The following is an 18,754-nucleotide window of genomic DNA, read 5'->3' on the forward strand; positions in this document are numbered from 1 at the left end:
AACCCTCGATACGTTTTCACGTATACACACTTTCCAGGCGTGCTCCTTCAGCCTCTCGGACACCTCACCGTATTGCCGCGCTCGGCGGCAACGGGGCGCTACTATAGGGAGTCGCCTTGTTACGGTCAAGCAGTATTTAGTGGTTTTGAAACATCTGGTTAAGCCTTGTACGTTTGGCTGATGACTTACGCTGTTGCGCGGGTTTGACCTACGGTGGTATATGGAAGAAAAGAGGGGGGAGGCTAGATTTGAGTGGGCTACGCGAGCCTGAAGACGAGAGAAATTTGCAGGGGGAGGATTGCCGATAATAGGATACCGTAATCACAGAGATCAAAAAGGCATTCTAGGATGACCCCGAATGCCTTTCGTCTTAAAGCGGTGGTTTAGAACGCGCTAGTATCTTTGAACAGGCCGACTTTCAGATCGCTCGCCGTATAGATGACGCGACCATCGACCAGCACTTCACCGTCCGCGATACCCATAATCAGTTTGCGATTGATAACACGCTTGAAATGGATGCGATAGGTGACTTTTTTGGCTTCAGGGAGAATCTGACCGGCGAGTTTGACTTCACCGACGCCCAGCGCGCGACCTTTACCTTCTCCGCCTAACCAGCCGAGGTAAAAGCCCACTAATTGCCACATGGCATCCAGCCCCAGGCAGCCAGGCATAACCGGGTCGCCGATGAAATGGCAGCCGAAGAACCACAGGTCGGGATTGATATCCAGCTCGGCTTCAACATAGCCTTTGTCATGCTGGCCGCCATCTTCGGTCATCTTGATGACACGATCCATCATCAGCATATTGCCAGAGGGCAATCGCGGGCCCTGTTGGCCGAACAGTTCACCGCGTCCGCTGGCGTAAAGATCTTCTTTCGAATAGGATTCGCGTTTATCTACCATGTTTCTTTAAGTCCTGTTTTTGTGAAGCGAGCAGGTTAGCGTACACGTGTACGCTGAGCAAGCCTATTACCGCTGGACATACCAGTTTCGCTATCGGAAAAACCAAGGGAAGCGACGGCGTTCTTGCGGTGTTAAAAGAGCGATACGCTCACGAATCGCAGCCAGCAAGCTGGGGCGATGTTCTTCATCGTAAGCAACCTGTGTCAGCAGGGTGACCGCTTCTGCGACAGAGGATACCGGATAGATATGGAACTGCGCATTTTTCACAGCCTCAACCACGCCAGGCTGTAAACAGAGATGGCGCTGATTGGTTGCGGGGATGATGACGCCTTGCTGACCGTTCAGACCACGGCGCTGACAAACATCGAAGAAGCCTTCAATCTTTTCGTTAACGCCGCCGATGGGTTGAACGTGTCCAAACTGATCCACCGAACCGGTGACGGCAAATTGCTGATTGATAGGCTGTAGGGCCAGCGCGCTGATCAGGGCGCAAAGCTCCGCAAGGGAAGCGCTATCCCCGTCTACCTCACTGTAAGATTGCTCAAAAACGATAGAGGCAGAGAAGGGCAACTGCTGTTCCAACTGTAGTTCAGAAATCAGAAAAGCCTGCATAATCATCATGCCTTTGGCATGCAGGTTACCCCCGAGTTCGGCTTTACGCTCGACATCGGTCAGTTCGCCATCGCCCGGATGTACTACGCAGCTGATTCGCGTCGGTTCGCCAATCATCATCGGATAACCTGGGTATTCCAGCACGGAAAGTCCATTGACCTGACCGATGACGGCGCCGTCGGTTTCAATCAGAATCTGACCGAGCTCGATATCGTCCTGTAACCGTTCATACAGGTAACTATCGCGCCAGCGGCGGGTGGTTTCGGCATCGTTGATCGCCTGCGCAGTGAGCGTTTCTTGCTGTGCGTAGAGCGAGGCATGCTTCAACTGATGAGTCAGCCATTTGGGACACAGGGGCAGACAGCCCTGATCGTCGCTGTGACGCACCGCGTGGGTGACCAGTGCGTTCCATCCGTCCTCCGCCAGCAGAGGAAGTTGATTTTCCTGACACAGAGCATTTATGTATGCACACCAGTGCACCATATCCTCAGGCGCGATCAGAGAGAGTTGAGATTCAAACTCGCCATAAATGGCGTCTCCGCTCAGCTCGGGCTCCATATCGTGCAGGTCGGCCAGACTTTCACGATCGCCCACGATGATCAGTCGCAGATCCATAGGCATTGGAGGAACTTCCACCGGCAGCGGGCGGCGTTCATCTGGCGAGAGCCACGAGTACTGCCCTGAGACTATCGTCTGCTTCAACCGAAGCCACATCAGCGGCTGCGCCAGCAGCGTGCGTGCAGAAAGAATCAATACGCCGCCGTTGGCCTGATGAATCAGTCCGGGCTGTAGCTGAATATCGTCCTGGAACAGGCGGACGCAACCAAACAGCTGCTCCGGCTCAATCCATTCCTGATACCCACACCGTATTTTGGCCGCAAAATTGTCATCCTGATGCAGGGCCGGCTGGACGCTGATACGGCGACCGGAGATCTGATACAGGCTGCCGGAAAACGCTTTTTCCATTGACGCAGTAGCGTTAACAGCTCGGGCGATCAGCCGCAGATAATCATCACTCTCCTGCGCTTTCAACAGCATGAAGCGAGAGGGGGAGCGAGACTGGCAAAAGAGTGTCAGCGCATTCGCCAAACGGGGCTGGATCGCTGAAAACTCAGCGGGCGTCAGCTGCGCGGCTTGAGAGAACAATGTCTGATACGGGGTGAGATCAGGCAACAGTTGTTGCCATTCGAGTCGGTTGTTGGTCAAAGTATCTACAGCACTCGTCTAAAGGGAAAGCGGGATTATACAAAAATAATGCCTGATGCACATGAGAGCCTGCGTGTTGCTGGCAGACAACAAAGGCGGAATAGCCGTTCTGGCTGAAAAATGGCCAGTAAAAAGTTTGCCTGAAACAGGAAACTCAGGCCACAATGGAGATATGTCGGGCACGTTACACGGTCACTGAAGACTTTATTATGAAATACCAGCAATTAGAAAATCTTGAGTGCGGCTGGAAGTGGAAATATCTGGTCAAAAAGCACCGTGAAGGCGAGTCCATTACGCGCTTTATAGAGCAAAGTGCGGCCGATGAAGCGGTCAATGCGCTGCTCAGAATGGAAGATCAGCCCTCGAAAGTGCTCCAGTGGATTGATTTGTATCTCAATCCCGCGCTGGATAACCGGATGAAGCAGACCATCCGCGCGCGCCGTAAACGGCACTTCAATGCTGAACATCAGCATACCCGCAAGAAATCCATCGATCTCGAGTATCTGGTATGGCAGCGTTTGGCGGGATTGGCTCACCGTCGTGGCTGTACGCTGTCGGAGACCATTGTCCAGTTGATTGAAGATGCTGAACACAAAGAGAAATATGCCTCCCAAATGTCGACGCTAAAACAGGATCTACAGGCCATGCTTAACAGTAAGTCAGGCCGCTAACATGTTGCGTTTTCAGCCGACCTGGTTGATCCGTTCAATCAAGCTGAGGATTTCCCGGTCCGAAAATACCTCCACTCCCTTCGATCTCAGCAGTTCGGCGGTGACGCCACTGCCCGCAACGGTTTCTCCGTTGAAATGGCCGCTATAGATAGTCTGGCTACCGCAGGAAGGACTGCCGTCGGTGAGTAGTGCGAATCGGCAGTTATGCTGCTGCGCCATTTCCAGCGCCAGCCAGGCGCCCAAAAGATACTGTTCAGTGACGTCGTCCCCGGTTTCTTCGACTACCCGCGCCCCTGACGCAATGACCGCGCGTCGGCGTTGAGTGGGGATAATTTCCGCCGGAGGCCGCGGTGTGGAAAACCCCGCCGCCAGTTCGGGGCAAAATATAATCAGACGCTGTTCCCGCTGCCAACGGTCAAGATACTGTTGGACTGTCTTTTTATCTGAGCCGTTATATCTGACGGGAAATCCTGCCAAACAGGCGCTTATCAAAATCTTATTCATCAGTGGGATCTTCGACTTTCGAGAGTTCAAGACCGCCATTAGAGGCGAGTGACATCAACAGAGCGGGAATAATAAACACGCGGATAGGGCAAAGGGAAATAATTAAAAGAAAGAGAACATCACGACAACGGGAAAACTCAGCGGCCAGGTCAGGCCGATTAAAACCGCGCAGAGTAGGCGTATCAACATCGAGCGGTCCTTGCTGACGAAGAAAGTGAAGACCAGCGATAGAACAAAACCAATGAAATAAACAGTTTTAATCATTTCCCACAGATGATGGTGAGCCACTTTGTTCTCTTCCTTATAGTCGCAGGCGGCGCGTAGTTTAAGGCGTTGCCAATTTGTGATCAATCCTTTAACACAAGGGATAAACGTGAAACGTTTTTCCGGCCGGTTAATCATAGTGCCAAATCGAGGGGAATTCTGACGAGTCCTTAGAAAAAAAAGATTTACTTATGGATAGTGACTTCAACTGCCGGAGGCGATGAAGGGGGGAATATTCACAGTATTACATGGGGTAAATAAAGAAGTGAGGGGCCGGAAAATGATTTATACCGGTAGGTGAAATCAAAATTGAGACATGGCTGACGGGCTGGATACCAGTCGAATAATTGTGACATAAATATTAATTTTTGGTGACTATATGGACTTAGTCGGCCAACTAAAATAGTTTGGTTTTTTATCCTGTTTAAAAGGGAATAAAATGAACGAGATATCAAGCCTGTCGTTAAAAATCACTCATGAGCTCAAAGAAAGAATTAAAGCTGCGGCCTCCGCGAACGGGGTTTCAATCAGTGCGGAAGTCAGCGCTCGTTTGCAGAGAAGCTTTGAGCCAGCGCTGTCAGACACCCAGCAAGCAGACGCCATTGATAATCAACATACCGAAGAATTGTTAGAACAGCCGCTATCGGCTAAAGAACTTAAAAAGCTGCGGCAGTTAATCAAGGAAAAAACCAAAGGTTCTGTCAAAAAGAAATAAAACCGACCTTTATGCCTGCCAGTGACAAGGGAGGCATATATTCACTTTCCCATTCCTTTTATTTCCCGATCATCCACGATTAATCACTGCGTTTTGCCCTCATCTTGTGTGAGTTATCGAAAGTGGTGCCCACACAATTTAAAATTCTCGCTGGCGCTGCCGATAGACACACAATGAAAGGTCTTATTTTTAACAGGGAGGGCGTATGCCTATCGGTACCTTAAAGGAAACATTGCTGTTTGGTGATGACATTGACGCAGTAAGCCATCGATATGAAATCTACAAAGCTGATTCCCGTGGCGGTTTTTTTGCAATGATTTACGCACTAAAGCCATTGCGGATGGAGCACCATATGGTCATGGCATGGAACATTGAAGAAACCTGTTTGCCTTTACGCTCTTCCTACATTCCCAATGCGCGTAGGGAATGTGAGGCGCATTGGAAAAATGCATCTGTCCTGGCCGAAGGAAAGACGTTGAGAGCCGTGTAATGGACCACAGAAGCAAGCCATTAAGCTGCTTCTGTGTAAACTCTCGCTTAGGAGCCTTCAGGATAATCCGTTACCCCGCCCTGGATTGGTTTTTATCCCGCTCGGTGTTTGACTCGTGCCGGTAAAGAAGCGCGGTATCGCAGCCAACAAGAGATATCTAACAAAATCAACATCACAGCGCTGATCCCCATCACTGGTAGAAAGATGCCGATGCCCAAAGTGATAATGACCACCGGAATCCGCAATGCCAGCGGTAAAGTTAAAAAGGCTGCGGTCACTGTTTGCAGGGGATTTTTGGAAACCGAGGCGCGTGGACGCCGTAGCCACCACAAGCGATATCCCCAAACAATCATTGTGCACAGTCCCATGCCAAAAACGGCGAGTAATAGCTGATTAGGCCATCCAAACAACACGCCCATATGTATATCAACGCCCCATCGGGTCAATTTAGCCGCTAACGGGAAGTCGCTGAAGGCGACCTTGCTGACAACCTGACCCGAATCGGGGTCGACCGCTACGGCATCTGCTCGGGTAGGCCAGGTTCTTTCCATTTCGGTGACTGTCCAGGCGCGATGCGGTTTTGACGTTGGGCGAATCTCTATTTTGCTGGCCTTAATGCCTGCAGCGCGTGCGGATGCTAACACCCGATCAAAGCGGGCAGGATCGATAGGTGTCCTATCTGACATGTCCATCATCATATGGTGGGCATGCTCGTTCTGCGGAGAGGGTTCGGTGTTTCCAGAAAGTTGCGTGGAGACTGCCGGCGTTTGCCAGCCGAGGGCGTACCGCAACTGCGATACGTGATCTCCAGCCCAACGCGCCCAGGTCAGTCCTGTCGCAGAGAAAAAGAGTAGGCCTGCCAGTAACGCCAGCCCGGTCACCGTATGGCGTCGACGCAATCGGCGACGGGCGCTACGTAAGGCATTGGCCTTTTCCGCATTGATGGGCGACTGACGACCCGACCACCACAGGTAAGCGCCGCCTAACGCCGCAATCCACAGCCATGAGGCGGCCAGTTCGCTGTAATTTCTGCCGAAGCTCCCCAGCAATAGACTGCGATGCAGGTTATCCAGCCAGAGACGGAACGGCAAAATTCCGCTGGTGCCGTAAACGGTTAGATCGCCGTTGACCGCCAATGACACCGGATCGATAAAGACGGATCGACTTTCAGAAGGCCCTAAATCAGGAGACGAAAACATGACGCGGGTTGTCTCGCCCGGGGATGGCGCGGGTCTGACTGCAGATAATGTCGTATTTTTGTCGTTACCCAGCACGCTCAATGCCGCCGCAACTTGAGATGACAGCGGTTGTGGCGTTCCTTCTCTATCGGTGTAGAGCACGTGCGCATAAAGCCGATTTTCAATCTGAGGCGTTAATACATACAGGGTGCCGGTGAGTGCGGCGATAAAAATAAATGGGCCGACGAACAGACCAATATAAAAGTGTATTCGTAAGAAGAACGTCCTTAGCCCGGAAGAGGTTGGGATAGGAAGCTGTTCGACGTTGGGGCGTTTTTCCCCGGTTTTGGGAGCAGACATAACGTTTCCGCAAAGATAATGAAATAGGGCGCGCAGGCTCGATGTTTCAAACCTGCGGATGCGTAAGCAGAGAATTGAACGCGAAAAAAAGCGGTGGCGCGCGTGCCAACGGGGAGAAGTGGTGCGAATCAGCAATGCGCTGCGGTAAGTCGCTTTTCAATAAATGTAAGGCACGCCAGTAAATGCGCGGTATCAGATCGCCGCCGCAAGGTTGCAACGCGGGAAGATGCAAAAACAGGACGCAATAACCGCATGCGCTGCGCGTCTGCGCCGCGTTGTGGCAATCGCGAGAATGCGAAGAGAGGTGCCCGTGTGTGGACGACGATGCGGTGGAATGCGGGTGATGATGTCTTGTTTGCGTCTGGACGTCGTGACTCCGAGCCAGCAGTTGAGAAACCGCTGGCGAGATAAAAATCATGATGACGGCAAGAATACTCAGCCAGTAGGGACCGCGTTTTCGCCTTAACTCAAACAGTGACATGTGCGCTTAAGCATAGAGCATATTTCGATGGCGTGACTGTAGCGTATTTAGAGGGATAAACGTTACAAAAATGTATTTTCTTAGGCGTCATAGTGGCCTAATGACGCACGCGTTTCCAAATAAAGAAACTTCGCTTCTGAGCGCGGTGATTGCGCTTGCTCAAGACCAAATCTAAGAGGAGAATCCCTGCTTTTACGCCTAACGGACTATTCCTAGGCGAAATCCCTACAATTTCCGTTATGGTAGTGCCCTGTCATGGAATGACGGCTTGATAATGAATGATGCGCATTTAGCGCTTTAAGGAATGAGAAGGCTGCGGTCTGTGAGAATCGTTGTCCCAAAGTCTGAAAAAGGGAAACGCGAATCACCGATGCCCGTTTAAATCGGAATTAAATGACGAATAGAGATAGCCGTTGTTTAAACGCTGACCTATCATAATGAACCAAATCTTTATGAAGTTGTCGGATAGCTAACTTATCCATTAATATGGATTTTAGTTGATTGAAGCACACATACAGGGGGAGATGTGCTGGTTAATAAATTTAAGGTTAAACAGCGAGTCAACAATCTTCGCTTGCTCTCAGCCGCTGTAATGCTGTCTTTGACGTCTTTGCCTACATGGGCATTTTCTATTGACGATGTCGCGCAACAGGCGGAAAAACTGGCAGCAAAGGGGTTTGAAGCACCGAAAAGTAATCTGCCCGATCAATTCCGCGACATGAAGTTCGCCGACTATCAGCAGATTCGTTTCAATCAGGATAAATCATACTGGAACGCAACGCCCACCCCGTTCAAGCTGCAGTTCTATCATCAGGGGATGTACTTCGATATCCCTGTCAAAATCAATGAAGTTACCGCTACCTCGGTAAAAGAAATTAAATATTCGCCTGACTACTTTAACTTCGGTTCAGTCAACCACGACCCTGACGCGGTGAAAAACCTCGGGTTCGCTGGTTTTAAAATTCTGTATCCTATCAATCAGGCGGATAAAAACGACGAGATCGTCAGCATGCTGGGCGCGAGCTATTTCCGCGTTATCGGCAAAGGTCAGATCTACGGTCTGTCGTCGCGTGGACTGGCTATCGACACGGCGTTGCCGTCCGGTGAAGAATTCCCGCGTTTCCGCGAATTCTGGATCGAGCGTCCAAAACCTAATGATAAGCATCTGGTCATTTACGCACTGCTGGATTCGCCGCGTTCGACGGGCGCATACCGCTTCACCGTATATCCAGGCCGCGATAGCGTCGTAGACGTTCAGGCCAAGGTTTACCTGCGTGATAACGTCGGCAAGCTGGGCATCGCGCCGCTGACCAGTATGTTCCTGTTCGGACCTAATCAGCCGTCGCCGACACTGAACTACCGTCCGAACCTGCATGATTCAAATGGCCTTTCTATTCATGCCGGTAATGGCGAATGGATATGGCGTCCGCTGAACAATCCGAAACATTTGTCCGTCAGCACCTATACTGTCGAGAACCCTAAAGGTTTTGGTCTGTTGCAGCGCGGTCGCGATTTCACCAGCTATGAAGACCTGGACGATCGTTACGACCAGCGTCCGAGTGGGTGGGTTGAGCCTAAGGGCGACTGGGGCAAAGGCAAGGTGGAGCTGGTAGAAATCCCAACGGCGGATGAAACCAACGACAACATCGTTTCTTTCTGGACGCCGGATACGTTGCCGGAAAAAGGGAAGCCGCTGGATGTGAAATACCGCCTGCATTTCACGACGGATGAAGATGCATTGCATTCTCCTGAAATCGCCTATGTTAAGCAGACCATGCGTTCTACGGGGGACGTGAAGCAGTCGAACCTGATCCGTCAGCCGGATGGAACAATTGCTTTCCTGGTGGATTTCGTCGGTACGCAGATGAAAGACATGGATCCCGCGACGCCGGTAGCGCCTCAGGTGAGCATCGGTGATAACGGTGAAATCGTCGAAAACAGCGTACGTTACAACCCTGTAACCAAAGGCTGGCGTTTGACGCTCCGTCTGCGCGTGAAGGACAGTAAAAAGCCAACAGAAATGCGTGCAGCGTTGGTGAATGGCGAGACTACTTTGACTGAAACATGGAGCTATCAGTTGCCTGCCAATGAATAAGTCAACTTCCTCTCTCGACTATGTCGAGAAATTGTCTCTGCCTGCCGAGCAGGCAGAGACGTTGCGTGAATCCCTCCCGCATTCAACGACTCCCCCAAATCCATCTGAAGTGCATCAGGCTTTAGCTGATGGCGATTCGGTGAATCTTCGGGCCGAAGATGATTTGCCCTTAATCTCCGTGAAGCGTCGCTTGGAGATGGGATGGGGAGACAATCCGTCTCAGGAAAAACTACTGACCAAAGATCGGGAAGGGCGCACTGCGATTCAGGCGATGCCGAAGATCAAACGTGCCGTGATGTTTCCTGACGCTTGGCAAACCAACCCGCTTGTACGCTGGTGGCATGGTATTTTGGGGCAGTCGACCGCACCTCGTCACCGCCGTGTAACGGTGCAGGAAAACAAAGAAGAGAGCCGGTGGCGTACGGTGGGTACGATCCGTCGCTACATCCTTCTGATTCTGACGCTGTTTCAAACGACAATCGCGACCTGGTACATGAAAACCATCCTGCCGTATCAGGGATGGGCGCTGATCGATCCCTTCGAGATGGCGCACCAGGACTGGCTGCGCACCGTTATGCAGCTGCTGCCTTACGTATTGCAAAGCGGTATCCTGATTTTATTCGCCATCCTGTTCTGCTGGGTCTCCGCGGGCTTTTGGACTGCGCTCATGGGGTTCCTGCAGTTACTGATAGGCAAGGATAAATACAGTATTTCATCCAGCACGGTCGGCAACGAGCCCCTCAATCCGGAACATCGTACTGCGTTGATCATGCCGATTTGTAATGAAGACGTAGAGCGGGTATTCGCCGGTTTACGGGCGACTTACGAGTCGGTGGAAGCGACCGGCCAGTTAGCGCATTTCGACATGTATGTGTTGAGTGATAGCAACGATCCCGATATCTGCATCGCAGAGCAGAAAGCTTGGATGGATTTGTGCCGCGATGTCGGAGGCGAAGGTCATATCTTCTATCGCCGTCGTCGCCGTCGTGTGAAACGGAAAAGCGGCAACATCGATGATTTCTGCCGCCGTTGGGGAAGTCAGTATAGCTACATGGTGGTACTGGACGCCGACAGCGTGATGAGCGGAGATTGTTTGACCAATCTGGTCAGGCTGATGGAAGCGAATCCGAATGCCGGGATTATCCAGTCATCGCCGCGGGCATCGGGTATGGACACGCTGTACGCGCGCTGCCAGCAGTTTGCGACACGCGTCTACGGACCGCTGTTTACGGCGGGGCTACACTTCTGGCAGTTGGGCGAATCGCATTACTGGGGCCATAACGCGATTATCCGCGTTAAACCCTTTATTGAGCATTGTGCGCTTGCGCCGCTGCCGGGAGAAGGTTCTTTCGCCGGGTCGATCCTGTCTCATGACTTTGTGGAAGCCGCTCTAATGCGCAGAGCCGGTTGGGGAGTGTGGATTGCTTACGATCTGCCCGGTAGCTATGAAGAGCTGCCGCCGAACCTGTTGGATGAATTGAAACGTGACCGCCGCTGGTGTCACGGCAACTTGATGAACTTCCGGTTGTTCCTGGTCAAAGGCATGCATCCCGTGCATCGCGCAGTGTTCCTGACCGGGGTGATGTCATACCTCTCCGCGCCGCTATGGTTTATGTTCTTGGCCTTATCGACCGCGTTGCAGGTTGTGCATACCTTAATGGAACCCCAGTACTTCCTGCAGCCGCGACAATTGTTTCCGGTATGGCCGCAGTGGCGACCTGAGCTTGCCATCGCGCTATTCTCCACCACGCTGGTTCTGTTGTTCTTGCCGAAATTGCTGAGCGTGATTTTGGCCTGCGCCAAAGGGGCGAAGCCATACGGCGGCGTCATCCGGGTGTTCATTTCACTGTTGTTGGAAATGCTGTTCTCCGTCTTGTTGGCGCCGGTCAGAATGCTGTTTCACACGGTCTTCGTCGTCAGTGCTTTCCTCGGCTGGTCGGTACAGTGGAATTCTCCACAGCGTGATGATGATGCAACTTCGTGGGGCGAAGCATTCACCCGCCACGGTTCGCAGTTGGTGCTGGGGCTGGTCTGGGCGCTGGGAATGGCCTGGCTGGATCTTCGCTTCTTATGGTGGCTGGCCCCGATCGTCTTCTCGTTGATTCTGTCGCCTTGGGTGTCGGTGTACTCCAGCCGCGCCAATCTGGGTCTGGCCTGCAAACGTGCGAAGCTGCTGCTGATTCCGGAAGAGTTCAATCCGCCGCGTGAACTGGTGGCGACGGATGAGTACTTCCGTCTTAATCGTGAACGCAAGCTGAACAACGGATTTATGCATGCGGTCTTTGACCCGACGATCAACGCATTAGCCAGCGGGATGGCCACGGCGAGACATCGCTTCAGCCAGCCTATCGAAACGGTGCGCGAACAGCGTGTGGCGGAGGCCTTGAGCCTGAAACCACAAGAGGTTGAAAATAACCAACGACTGGCGCTGCTCAGCGATCCGGTGACGATCTCTCGCTTGCATTACCATGTCTGGCAGGAGCCTGAACGTTACACTGACTGGGCTGAGTACTATCAGACCCTAGCCGTTCCGCCGGTGAAGTCGTAATGTAACTCGGTTAAGCCATTAATACCGACATAGCTAAAACGCCCGATGAATTTCATCGGGCGTTTTTTTACTTACGGTTTTGTCACGTTGGGCAGGGTAAGCAACGATTCGGAGTTACGCTGCTATTCGTTTATCTGCTGCGGATGGTCCTCCATCCACGGCAGTAAGAAACACGACTAATACAAAGAGGGTTCACCCTGCGGGCGTGTCTTAAATCGGCGGTGCAACCACATGTATTGATCGCTGGCCAGCATGATATTTTGCTCAATGATGTGGTTCATCCAGGTGGCCGTAGCGATTTCATCCTCTACTGGTATATCCAGTTCGGCGGGCTGAATGATGAGCTCATAACCTTTGCCGTTAGGCAGCCTGCGGGGGACAAATGGAACGACCGCCGGTTTTGCGCTCCGGGCCAGCATATAACTGCCAGCAGTCGTCGCGGCTTTATCGACGGCAAACAGCGGGACGAACACACTGCTGCGCGGACCATAGTCGTGGTCAGGGGCATACCATAATATCTCTCCCTGTTTGAGAGAGCGGATCATGCCTTTTAAATCCTTGCGGTCCAGCATGGACTTGTTAGAACGCATGCGACCCCAAGTCTGCAACCAGTCAATCAGCTTATTATCATTCGGACGATATACGCCAATCCCTTCGTTCTGCATGCCAAAAATGCGAGCGCCGAGTTCTAACGTCAGAAAATGAATCCCGATCAGCAATATTCCACGATTCTGCTCGCGCAGGGGTTGCATATTCTCCAGGCCGGAGACCTTGAACCAACGCGCGATACGCCAGTCTGGCCAGAACCACGCCATACCCGTTTCCATGACGCCCATGCCGACTGATTCGAAGTTGCTACGTACCAGCGCTTCCCGTTTTTCGGCGGACATGTCGGGAAAACACAGCTCCAGGTTGCGCCGAGCTATCTGGACTCGGTGCTTCAAAATAGGCATCGATAGCCGGCCAAGATGTGTCCCTAGGCGGTAAATGATCGGATAAGGAAGCAGGACGACCAGATAAAGGATGCCTATGCCCAGCCAGGTAAGCCAATAGCGCGGATGCAACAGCGAACGGTTGAAAGAGGGGATTGTCGTCATGGCCTTAATATCGAAAACGGCGGTAACTCACGCCTTGTGTTAATGGAATTTTCAGAACACCACTCCGAAGAGTAGTTGAATATGGCATTTAATGGCGCATTTGAAATGTGCTACAAGCTGATTTTTATACGGATTTAGTCAGACGCCTATCATAGCATCGGTTTGCGATGGTTTTTGACCTTTGGTAGTACGGTCAGCCAGTCACAAGAGGCCAGTATTATGACGAAACCGTCACGATGAAACTAGTCATCAATTCTCCTTGTGTAGCTCACATTGATATTTATAAGGGGGTTATCTGAGCCTGACAGGGGCTAAGCGCTGGTGTATCATGCCGCGCTATTGTGTTGGCAACAAAATGCTAACACAGAATTAATGTCGTTAACCTCACTATAAACAGGATCGTACACCATGCCAGTGTTACATAACCGTGTTTCCAATGAGGAACTGAAGGCGCGCATGCTTGCTGAAACCGAGCCTCGCACCACGGTCTCCTTCTATAAATACTTCCAGCTGGACGAACCCCAAGCATTTCGCGACGCGCTCTACCTGTCGTTGACCGAGATGAACGTGTTTGGCCGTGTCTATATTGCCAAAGAGGGGATCAATGCGCAGATTAGCGTCCCTCAAAGCCTGTTTGATGCGTTCAAAACGCGGTTGTATGAGTCGCATCCTGCGCTGAACAACATCAGGCTGAATATTGCGCTGGAAGATGACGGCAAATCGTTTTGGGTATTAAGGATGAAGGTGCGCGAGCGGATTGTGGCCGATGGGATTGATGATCCGACGTTTGACCCGTCACAGGTTGGCCATTATCTGAAAGCCGAAGAGGTTAACCGGATGGCGGAAGATCCTTCCACGGTGTTTGTCGACATGCGCAACCATTATGAATATGAAGTAGGCCATTTCGAAAATGCGTTGGAAGTGCCGTCTGATACCTTTCGTGAGCAATTGCCTATGGCCGCGGAAATGTTAGCTGACGACCGTGAAAAGAACATCGTCATGTATTGTACGGGCGGTATTCGTTGTGAAAAAGCCAGCGCTTATATGCTGCATCATGGGTATAAAAATGTGTTCCACGTCGAAGGCGGGATCATTGAGTATGTCCGTCAGGCAAAGGCTCAGGGACTTCCCCTCAAGTTCATTGGTAAAAACTTCGTCTTTGACGAGCGTATGGGCGAACGGGTCTCCGATGAGGTGATTGCTCATTGCCATCAGTGTGGCGCCTCATGCGATACGCACACAAACTGCCGTAATGAGGGATGTCATTTGCTCTTTATACAATGTCCTCAGTGTGCGGAAAAATATCAAGGTTGCTGTGGTCCTGCTTGTCAGGAGGAAGTCATGCTGCCGCTGGATGAACAGCGTAAGCTGAGGCGTGAAAGGGAAACCGGTATGAAGATTTTCAATAAATCCCGGGGATTGCTGCATACGGCGCTGCCGACGTCCACGAAGGGTGAGAAAGCGTAGCAACGTTCAGAAAAAGGAAGAGCCCCGTCAGGGGCTCTCTTTTGGCTGAATTATTTCTGACGAACACCTTCAAGTGAAATAATGAGCTCAACGTCTTGTGAAGAGGGCCCCAGGTCCGTTGTGATGTTGAAGTCTTTGAGCTTGATCTTCCCTGTGGCTTCGAAGCCTGCGCGATAGTTGCCCCACGGATCATCCCCTTGTCCCAGCAGTTTGGCATCGAGCGTGACCGGTTTGGTGACGCCGTTTAATGTCAGATTGCCGGTGATATCCAAATCATTACCCTGCTTTTTCACTTCGGTGGAAGTAAAGGTCGCCAAAGGCGCTTTCGCTACGTTCAGGAAATCGCCACTACGGATATGTTTATCACGCTCAGCATGGTTGGTGTCCACGCTGTCGGTTTTAATCGTGACATTCACTTTGTCCGCTGAGGGATTCGCTTCGTCAAAAGTGAAGGTCCCGTCGAAATCCTTGAACGTGCCATACAACCAGCTGTAGCCCAAATGTTTGATTCTAAATTGTATGAAGGCATGCTGGCCTTCTTTATCAATTTTATAATCCGCAGCAAGGGCGGAACCCGCGTAGGAAACTGATGAAGCCAGTAACAAACCCAATAGCGTTTTCTTTAACATTGGTTTTCTCCTAACAATCCCGAGGTTTAATGGCCGCTGCGTCCCAACATCCGCTTTAACGTGCCGTCACGATCAATGAAGTGATGCTTCAGTGCTGCTAATGCATGCAGAACCGACAAAATGACGATGCCCCATGCAAGATAAAAATGGATATTTCCAGCTATATCCGCCTGATCCCTGAGCCCGCTAAGCGTGGCAGGAACGTAAAACCAGCCAAATACTGAAATAGGCTGACCTTCTGCCGTGGAGATGAGATAGCCACTGATGAGGAGACTGAACAGCAGAAGATAAAGCAGAATATGTGCGAGCGTGGCGCTTATTCGGGTTAGTCGTGAATAACTGGCAAGCGGCGAAGGAGCCGGGCTGATTTTGCGCCATATCACCCTGAACAGCACGACAATAAAAAGCAGGATACCAATACTTTTGTGTATCTCAGGTGCCTTGTGGTACCAGGTATCGTAATAGCCAAGCGAAACCATCCACAGGCCTAGCGCAAACATGCCGTAGACAGCCAGTGCGACGATCCAGTGAAGCAGCACGCTGATATGACCATATCGAGCTGACGTATTGCGCCAAAGCATGACCACATTCCTTATCGTGAAGTTGCTATCAAGTCAGGAGAAAATTAAACACAGGTAAAAATAAAAGCAATACAAAATTATTGCTTTTAACATGATGATTTTATTTATCAATCATTTTGAATGAGCTGTCCCTATCTCATTCAGAACATCATATGGATTGCTTAAAATAATAGTCGTCATCGACCTTGATGCGAAAAATAAAAATGCCTTAATTTTTAAACTGTGAGCAACATATCGGGAGTGAAAATAATTAGAGATGTGAATTATTGAGATGTTCGTGAGATTTTATATTGATATAAAAGGCGACACCGCCTCGGGAGACGGTGTCTATGGTGATAATAACGTACTACAGAAAAAGAAAATTTAATGCTTTAGATAATCAATGGGCTCAAATTCATTTGATTCGATTTTGGCAATGCCCGCTTCAAGAATGTTAATGAGTTGCTTTGCCACATCGGTGGTTAACCACAAAGTACGATCAACCTGAGCTTCATCGGGAGCCTGGTCCGCGGTAGAGAGGTAGTGTAAGCGGATCATCATTGCATCGTAGCTGTCAACGGTGCTGATATCCCAACCCACAAGTGGATGTGTTTGAATAACTTCACTTTTTATATCCATGATTACCCCTTATGACTAGTTACTAGCATGAGTGACTAAACGAGGTTCTAGGTGACTCCTATCTACAATAACTTAATGAGTATATCGCTCCTGACTGTATTTATGGAATTTTATTGTAAACAATCGCAAAGCAGGTCGTTTTTTGTTCTTTATTTAACCAATGAATGGATGGGGGCTGGCCAGAATAACTTAATCATTGTGCGGTCAGAATAGACTTACAATTCAAATTCTTTTAAGCCTGCTCATTCAGCAATACGCAATAGTTATTTTTTTGATAAGACTCTTTGAGAATATTGCTGATTTAATTAAATAGCACTCGAATTTTCTATCCAAAAAACGAGTGCATTTATGACAAAAGAGAAGGTTGCGGTGAAAAAAGAAGAATTGACAAACTTTTAGTCTGTGTCGAGTCCGGAAAGAAACCAATCGTCAGCGCTTTCCCAAGTCTCTTGCAGAATCTCGGTGATTTTCTCTTTATCATCCTTATTGCCACCGAAAACACTGAGACTATTCGACCCGGCATAACGTACCAAAACAGAGGTATCCGGGTAATGTGTTTGAATGCGGTGACTCAGCTCTTGAGTCAAGGCGTCAATGGCGCCGGCGGGCAACTTAACGGTTTTTGCTACAGTGACTTCAACACGCATAATGACCTCCATACGGGACTGTTTGTTTATACAGTTGTCCCTATTAAAACGCAAGAGGCATAAAGTCGAAGAAAGACGAATTTTCCCTGCCTTCCGGCAGGGTAAGGTTACCGGACAGACCAGTTGAGCTGCTGTCCTGCCATAAAGGGAATGAGTTTTTGTCCTTTGGCATCAATGTATTCAGGGAAAGTGATCGGCTCCCGATGCAGTTCAATAAAGTCATCATTGATGGGGAGACCATAGAAACGAGGTCCATTAAGAGAGCAAAACGCTTCCAGGTGTTCCAGCGCTCCCATCTCTTCGAAGACGGTGGCATACGCACTCAGCGCAGCCTGAGCGTTAAACACGCCTGCGCAGCCGCACGAAGACTCCTTGCGATGCTGCAGGTGGGGCGCAGAGTCTGTTCCCAAAAAGAATTTTTCTGAACCGCTGGCGATGACGTCGCGCAGGGCTTGCTGATGTACATTTCGTTTCAGTATAGGTAAGCAGTACAGGTGGGGACGTATTCCGCCCACCAACATATGATTGCGGTTGAACATCAGATGCTGTGGCGTAATGGTGGCTGCCAGATACTCATCGTTTGCTAAAACGTAGTGCGCCGCGTCGCGGGTCGTGATGTGTTCGAAAACGATTTTGAGGGCGGGGAATTGCTTGCGCACAGGTTCCATGACGCGATCGATGAAGTAAGCCTCACGATCAAAAATATCCACCTCGGGATCCGTAACTTCGCCATGCACTAACAAGGGCATCCCCAACTTCTGCATTTGCTCCAGCAGCGGATAGATAGCGCGTATGTCCGTCACGCCGTGGCTCGAGTTGGTGGTCGCGTTCGCGGGATAGAGCTTGGCCGCCGTAAATACCCCTTGGTCGAACCCTTCGGTCAGCTCGCGCGGGTCCAGCGTGTCGGTTAAATAACAAGTCATCAGGGGATGGAAATGATGAGCGGAAGGGATGGCGGCAAGAATGCGCGTTCTATAGGCCTCTGCTGCCGCGACGGTGGTGATGGGCGGTGTCAGGTTAGGCATAACTATAGCGCGGCCAAAAACGGCGCTGGTGTAGGGTAATACCGCATTTAGCATGTCATCGTCACGGAGATGCAGATGCCAGTCGTCGGGACGACGAATTTTCAGGACGGTTGGGACGGGGGTCATGGATTATGCTCCGGCGGTCAGTGATTAACATAGCGGTCATAAGACTGATTACGGCGGGTGACAAGCATAAGCGTAAAGTGGTTGAAATGCACCCGATTGTTTTGAAGTGGTTGAAATTCTTCTTTTATTGGCGTTTCATATTAAAAGATCTAATACATTCGCAAAATGCGAGAAGAGGAAAAAAATGGAAATTCGTGTCGTCGCTTGCCTTCAGGCAAAACCAGAGTACTTGAAAGAAATCGCGGATGCGGTAACCAAAGCGGTAGAACCTAGCCGCAAAGAGGCCGGTAATTTGCAGTACGACCTGCATGCGGAAATCGATAAGCCAGGTGCTTTTGTTTTCATCGAACGCTGGAAAAACAAAGAAGCATTAGAGACGCATGAGAAGACAGCTCATTTCCAGAAACTGGTTGCAGATATGGAAGGTAAGACGGTTTCTGTCGACATCAAACTGATGACCCAGGTCGCTTAAGCAAAAAAAATGCCCGTCAATGACGGGCATTCCAGAGATACAACGGGCACCACGTAAGTTATGTGG

The 18,754-nt window shown here is 50.5% G+C and carries 19 protein-coding genes; 7 read left to right on the top strand and 12 right to left on the bottom strand.

Annotated features, from left to right (window positions below):
- Positions 1-383 precede the first annotated feature (383 nt).
- Positions 384-902 (bottom strand): bifunctional 3-hydroxydecanoyl-ACP dehydratase/trans-2-decenoyl-ACP isomerase, encoded by a 519-nt coding sequence (fabA, locus tag AU509_RS06615; protein ID WP_085650903.1) that lies wholly within the window; start codon positions 900-902, stop codon positions 384-386.
- A gap of 90 nt (positions 903-992) precedes the next feature.
- Positions 993-2,720, bottom strand: coding sequence for an AAA family ATPase (locus AU509_RS06620; protein ID WP_094117960.1), 1,728 nt, complete (start codon positions 2,718-2,720; stop codon positions 993-995).
- Between the two features lie 209 nt (positions 2,721-2,929).
- On the opposite strand from AU509_RS06620, the gene matP reads away from it, so the two are divergent.
- A complete protein-coding gene (gene matP, locus AU509_RS06625; RefSeq protein ID WP_094118036.1) occupies positions 2,930-3,391 on the top strand; it encodes a macrodomain Ter protein MatP in 462 nt (153 codons plus the stop codon).
- 12 nt (positions 3,392-3,403) lie between these two features.
- Here matP and AU509_RS06630 read toward each other — a convergent pair whose 3' ends face one another.
- Both AU509_RS06630 and AU509_RS06635 read right to left on the bottom strand, forming a co-directional pair.
- The gene (locus AU509_RS06630; protein WP_094117961.1) at positions 3,404-3,895 is read right to left on the bottom strand and encodes a 2-thiouracil desulfurase family protein; all 492 of its coding nucleotides are present in this window, start codon (positions 3,893-3,895) and stop codon (positions 3,404-3,406) included.
- A 102-nt stretch (positions 3,896-3,997) separates the two neighbouring features.
- Positions 3,998-4,183 carry a GhoT/OrtT family toxin gene (locus AU509_RS06635; RefSeq protein WP_176223464.1) on the bottom strand — a complete coding sequence of 62 codons (186 nt, stop codon included), beginning with the start codon at positions 4,181-4,183 and terminating at the stop codon, positions 3,998-4,000.
- 415 nt (positions 4,184-4,598) lie between these two features.
- On the opposite strand from AU509_RS06635, the gene AU509_RS06640 reads away from it, so the two are divergent.
- Together AU509_RS06640 and AU509_RS06645 are read left to right on the top strand one after the other, a co-directional pair.
- Entirely contained in the window at positions 4,599-4,874 is a 276-nt protein-coding gene (locus AU509_RS06640) for a hypothetical protein (RefSeq protein ID WP_094117962.1), read from the top strand.
- A gap of 205 nt (positions 4,875-5,079) precedes the next feature.
- Positions 5,080-5,364, top strand: a complete 285-nt coding sequence (locus tag AU509_RS06645; protein WP_085650899.1) for a hypothetical protein — start codon at positions 5,080-5,082, stop codon at positions 5,362-5,364.
- A 92-nt stretch (positions 5,365-5,456) separates the two neighbouring features.
- Here the strand turns inward: AU509_RS06645 and AU509_RS06650 are convergent, their stop codons facing one another.
- Together AU509_RS06650 and AU509_RS19040 are read right to left on the bottom strand one after the other, a co-directional pair.
- Entirely contained in the window at positions 5,457-6,902 is a 1,446-nt protein-coding gene (locus AU509_RS06650) for a PepSY-associated TM helix domain-containing protein (protein WP_094117963.1), read from the bottom strand.
- Between the two features lie 46 nt (positions 6,903-6,948).
- A complete protein-coding gene (locus tag AU509_RS19040) occupies positions 6,949-7,383 on the bottom strand; it encodes a DUF2946 domain-containing protein (protein WP_085650897.1) in 435 nt (144 codons plus the stop codon).
- 526 nt (positions 7,384-7,909) lie between these two features.
- On the opposite strand from AU509_RS19040, the gene AU509_RS06660 reads away from it, so the two are divergent.
- Positions 7,910-9,478 (top strand): glucan biosynthesis protein G, encoded by a 1,569-nt coding sequence (locus AU509_RS06660; protein WP_085650896.1) that lies wholly within the window; start codon positions 7,910-7,912, stop codon positions 9,476-9,478.
- Entirely contained in the window at positions 9,471-12,026 is a 2,556-nt protein-coding gene (gene mdoH, locus AU509_RS06665) for a glucans biosynthesis glucosyltransferase MdoH (RefSeq protein ID WP_094117964.1), read from the top strand. Before AU509_RS06660 ends, mdoH begins: the two co-directional genes overlap by 8 nt.
- 176 nt (positions 12,027-12,202) lie before the next feature.
- On the opposite strand, the gene AU509_RS06670 is transcribed toward mdoH, so the two are convergent.
- Positions 12,203-13,123, bottom strand: a complete 921-nt coding sequence (locus AU509_RS06670; protein ID WP_085650894.1) for a Kdo(2)-lipid IV(A) acyltransferase — start codon at positions 13,121-13,123, stop codon at positions 12,203-12,205.
- Positions 13,124-13,531: 408 nt separating this feature from the next.
- Between AU509_RS06670 and trhO the strand changes: the two genes are divergently transcribed.
- Positions 13,532-14,590, top strand: coding sequence for an oxygen-dependent tRNA uridine(34) hydroxylase TrhO (gene trhO / locus AU509_RS06675; protein WP_085650893.1), 1,059 nt, complete (start codon positions 13,532-13,534; stop codon positions 14,588-14,590).
- 50 nt (positions 14,591-14,640) lie between these two features.
- Here the strand turns inward: trhO and AU509_RS06680 are convergent, their stop codons facing one another.
- From AU509_RS06680 to pyrC, 5 genes are all read right to left on the bottom strand, one after another.
- Positions 14,641-15,219, bottom strand: coding sequence for a YceI family protein (locus AU509_RS06680; protein WP_085650892.1), 579 nt, complete (start codon positions 15,217-15,219; stop codon positions 14,641-14,643).
- Positions 15,220-15,245: 26 nt separating this feature from the next.
- The gene (locus AU509_RS06685) at positions 15,246-15,800 is read right to left on the bottom strand and encodes a cytochrome b (RefSeq protein ID WP_094117965.1); all 555 of its coding nucleotides are present in this window, start codon (positions 15,798-15,800) and stop codon (positions 15,246-15,248) included.
- A 363-nt stretch (positions 15,801-16,163) separates the two neighbouring features.
- Positions 16,164-16,418, bottom strand: coding sequence for a biofilm formation regulator BssS (gene bssS, locus AU509_RS06690; RefSeq protein ID WP_026740390.1), 255 nt, complete (start codon positions 16,416-16,418; stop codon positions 16,164-16,166).
- A 395-nt stretch (positions 16,419-16,813) separates the two neighbouring features.
- Positions 16,814-17,065 carry a DNA damage-inducible protein I gene (gene dinI / locus AU509_RS06695; RefSeq protein WP_085650890.1) on the bottom strand — a complete coding sequence of 84 codons (252 nt, stop codon included), beginning with the start codon at positions 17,063-17,065 and terminating at the stop codon, positions 16,814-16,816.
- Positions 17,066-17,172: 107 nt separating this feature from the next.
- Complete coding sequence (gene pyrC, locus AU509_RS06700; protein ID WP_094117966.1) at positions 17,173-18,216, bottom strand: dihydroorotase; 1,044 nt, start codon at positions 18,214-18,216, stop codon at positions 17,173-17,175.
- A gap of 184 nt (positions 18,217-18,400) precedes the next feature.
- On the opposite strand from pyrC, the gene AU509_RS06705 reads away from it, so the two are divergent.
- On the top strand, positions 18,401-18,688 hold the full coding sequence (locus AU509_RS06705) for a putative quinol monooxygenase (RefSeq protein WP_085650888.1): 288 nt from the start codon (positions 18,401-18,403) through the stop codon (positions 18,686-18,688).
- Positions 18,689-18,754: the final 66 nt, after the last annotated feature.

The sequence above is a fragment of the Lonsdalea britannica genome (assembly GCF_002111595.1).
Taxonomy (GTDB): domain Bacteria; phylum Pseudomonadota; class Gammaproteobacteria; order Enterobacterales; family Enterobacteriaceae; genus Lonsdalea; species Lonsdalea britannica.

Excerpts from the sequence above, each read along its gene's own strand:
- fabA (WP_085650903.1), bottom strand. The coding sequence starts at position 902 with ATGGTAGATAAACGCGAATCCTATTCGAAAGAAGATCTTTACGCCAGC.
- matP (WP_094118036.1), top strand. The coding sequence starts at position 2,930 with ATGAAATACCAGCAATTAGAAAATCTTGAGTGCGGCTGGAAGTGGAAA.
- AU509_RS06630 (WP_094117961.1), bottom strand. The coding sequence starts at position 3,895 with ATGAATAAGATTTTGATAAGCGCCTGTTTGGCAGGATTTCCCGTCAGA.
- AU509_RS06640 (WP_094117962.1), top strand. The coding sequence starts at position 4,599 with ATGAACGAGATATCAAGCCTGTCGTTAAAAATCACTCATGAGCTCAAA.
- AU509_RS06645 (WP_085650899.1), top strand. The coding sequence starts at position 5,080 with ATGCCTATCGGTACCTTAAAGGAAACATTGCTGTTTGGTGATGACATT.
- AU509_RS06650 (WP_094117963.1), bottom strand. The coding sequence starts at position 6,902 with ATGTCTGCTCCCAAAACCGGGGAAAAACGCCCCAACGTCGAACAGCTT.
- AU509_RS19040 (WP_085650897.1), bottom strand. The coding sequence starts at position 7,383 with ATGTCACTGTTTGAGTTAAGGCGAAAACGCGGTCCCTACTGGCTGAGT.
- mdoH (WP_094117964.1), top strand. The coding sequence starts at position 9,471 with ATGAATAAGTCAACTTCCTCTCTCGACTATGTCGAGAAATTGTCTCTG.
- AU509_RS06670 (WP_085650894.1), bottom strand. The coding sequence starts at position 13,123 with ATGACGACAATCCCCTCTTTCAACCGTTCGCTGTTGCATCCGCGCTAT.
- trhO (WP_085650893.1), top strand. The coding sequence starts at position 13,532 with ATGCCAGTGTTACATAACCGTGTTTCCAATGAGGAACTGAAGGCGCGC.
- AU509_RS06680 (WP_085650892.1), bottom strand. The coding sequence starts at position 15,219 with ATGTTAAAGAAAACGCTATTGGGTTTGTTACTGGCTTCATCAGTTTCC.
- AU509_RS06685 (WP_094117965.1), bottom strand. The coding sequence starts at position 15,800 with ATGCTTTGGCGCAATACGTCAGCTCGATATGGTCATATCAGCGTGCTG.
- bssS (WP_026740390.1), bottom strand. The coding sequence starts at position 16,418 with ATGGATATAAAAAGTGAAGTTATTCAAACACATCCACTTGTGGGTTGG.
- dinI (WP_085650890.1), bottom strand. The coding sequence starts at position 17,065 with ATGCGTGTTGAAGTCACTGTAGCAAAAACCGTTAAGTTGCCCGCCGGC.
- pyrC (WP_094117966.1), bottom strand. The coding sequence starts at position 18,216 with ATGACCCCCGTCCCAACCGTCCTGAAAATTCGTCGTCCCGACGACTGG.
- AU509_RS06705 (WP_085650888.1), top strand. The coding sequence starts at position 18,401 with ATGGAAATTCGTGTCGTCGCTTGCCTTCAGGCAAAACCAGAGTACTTG.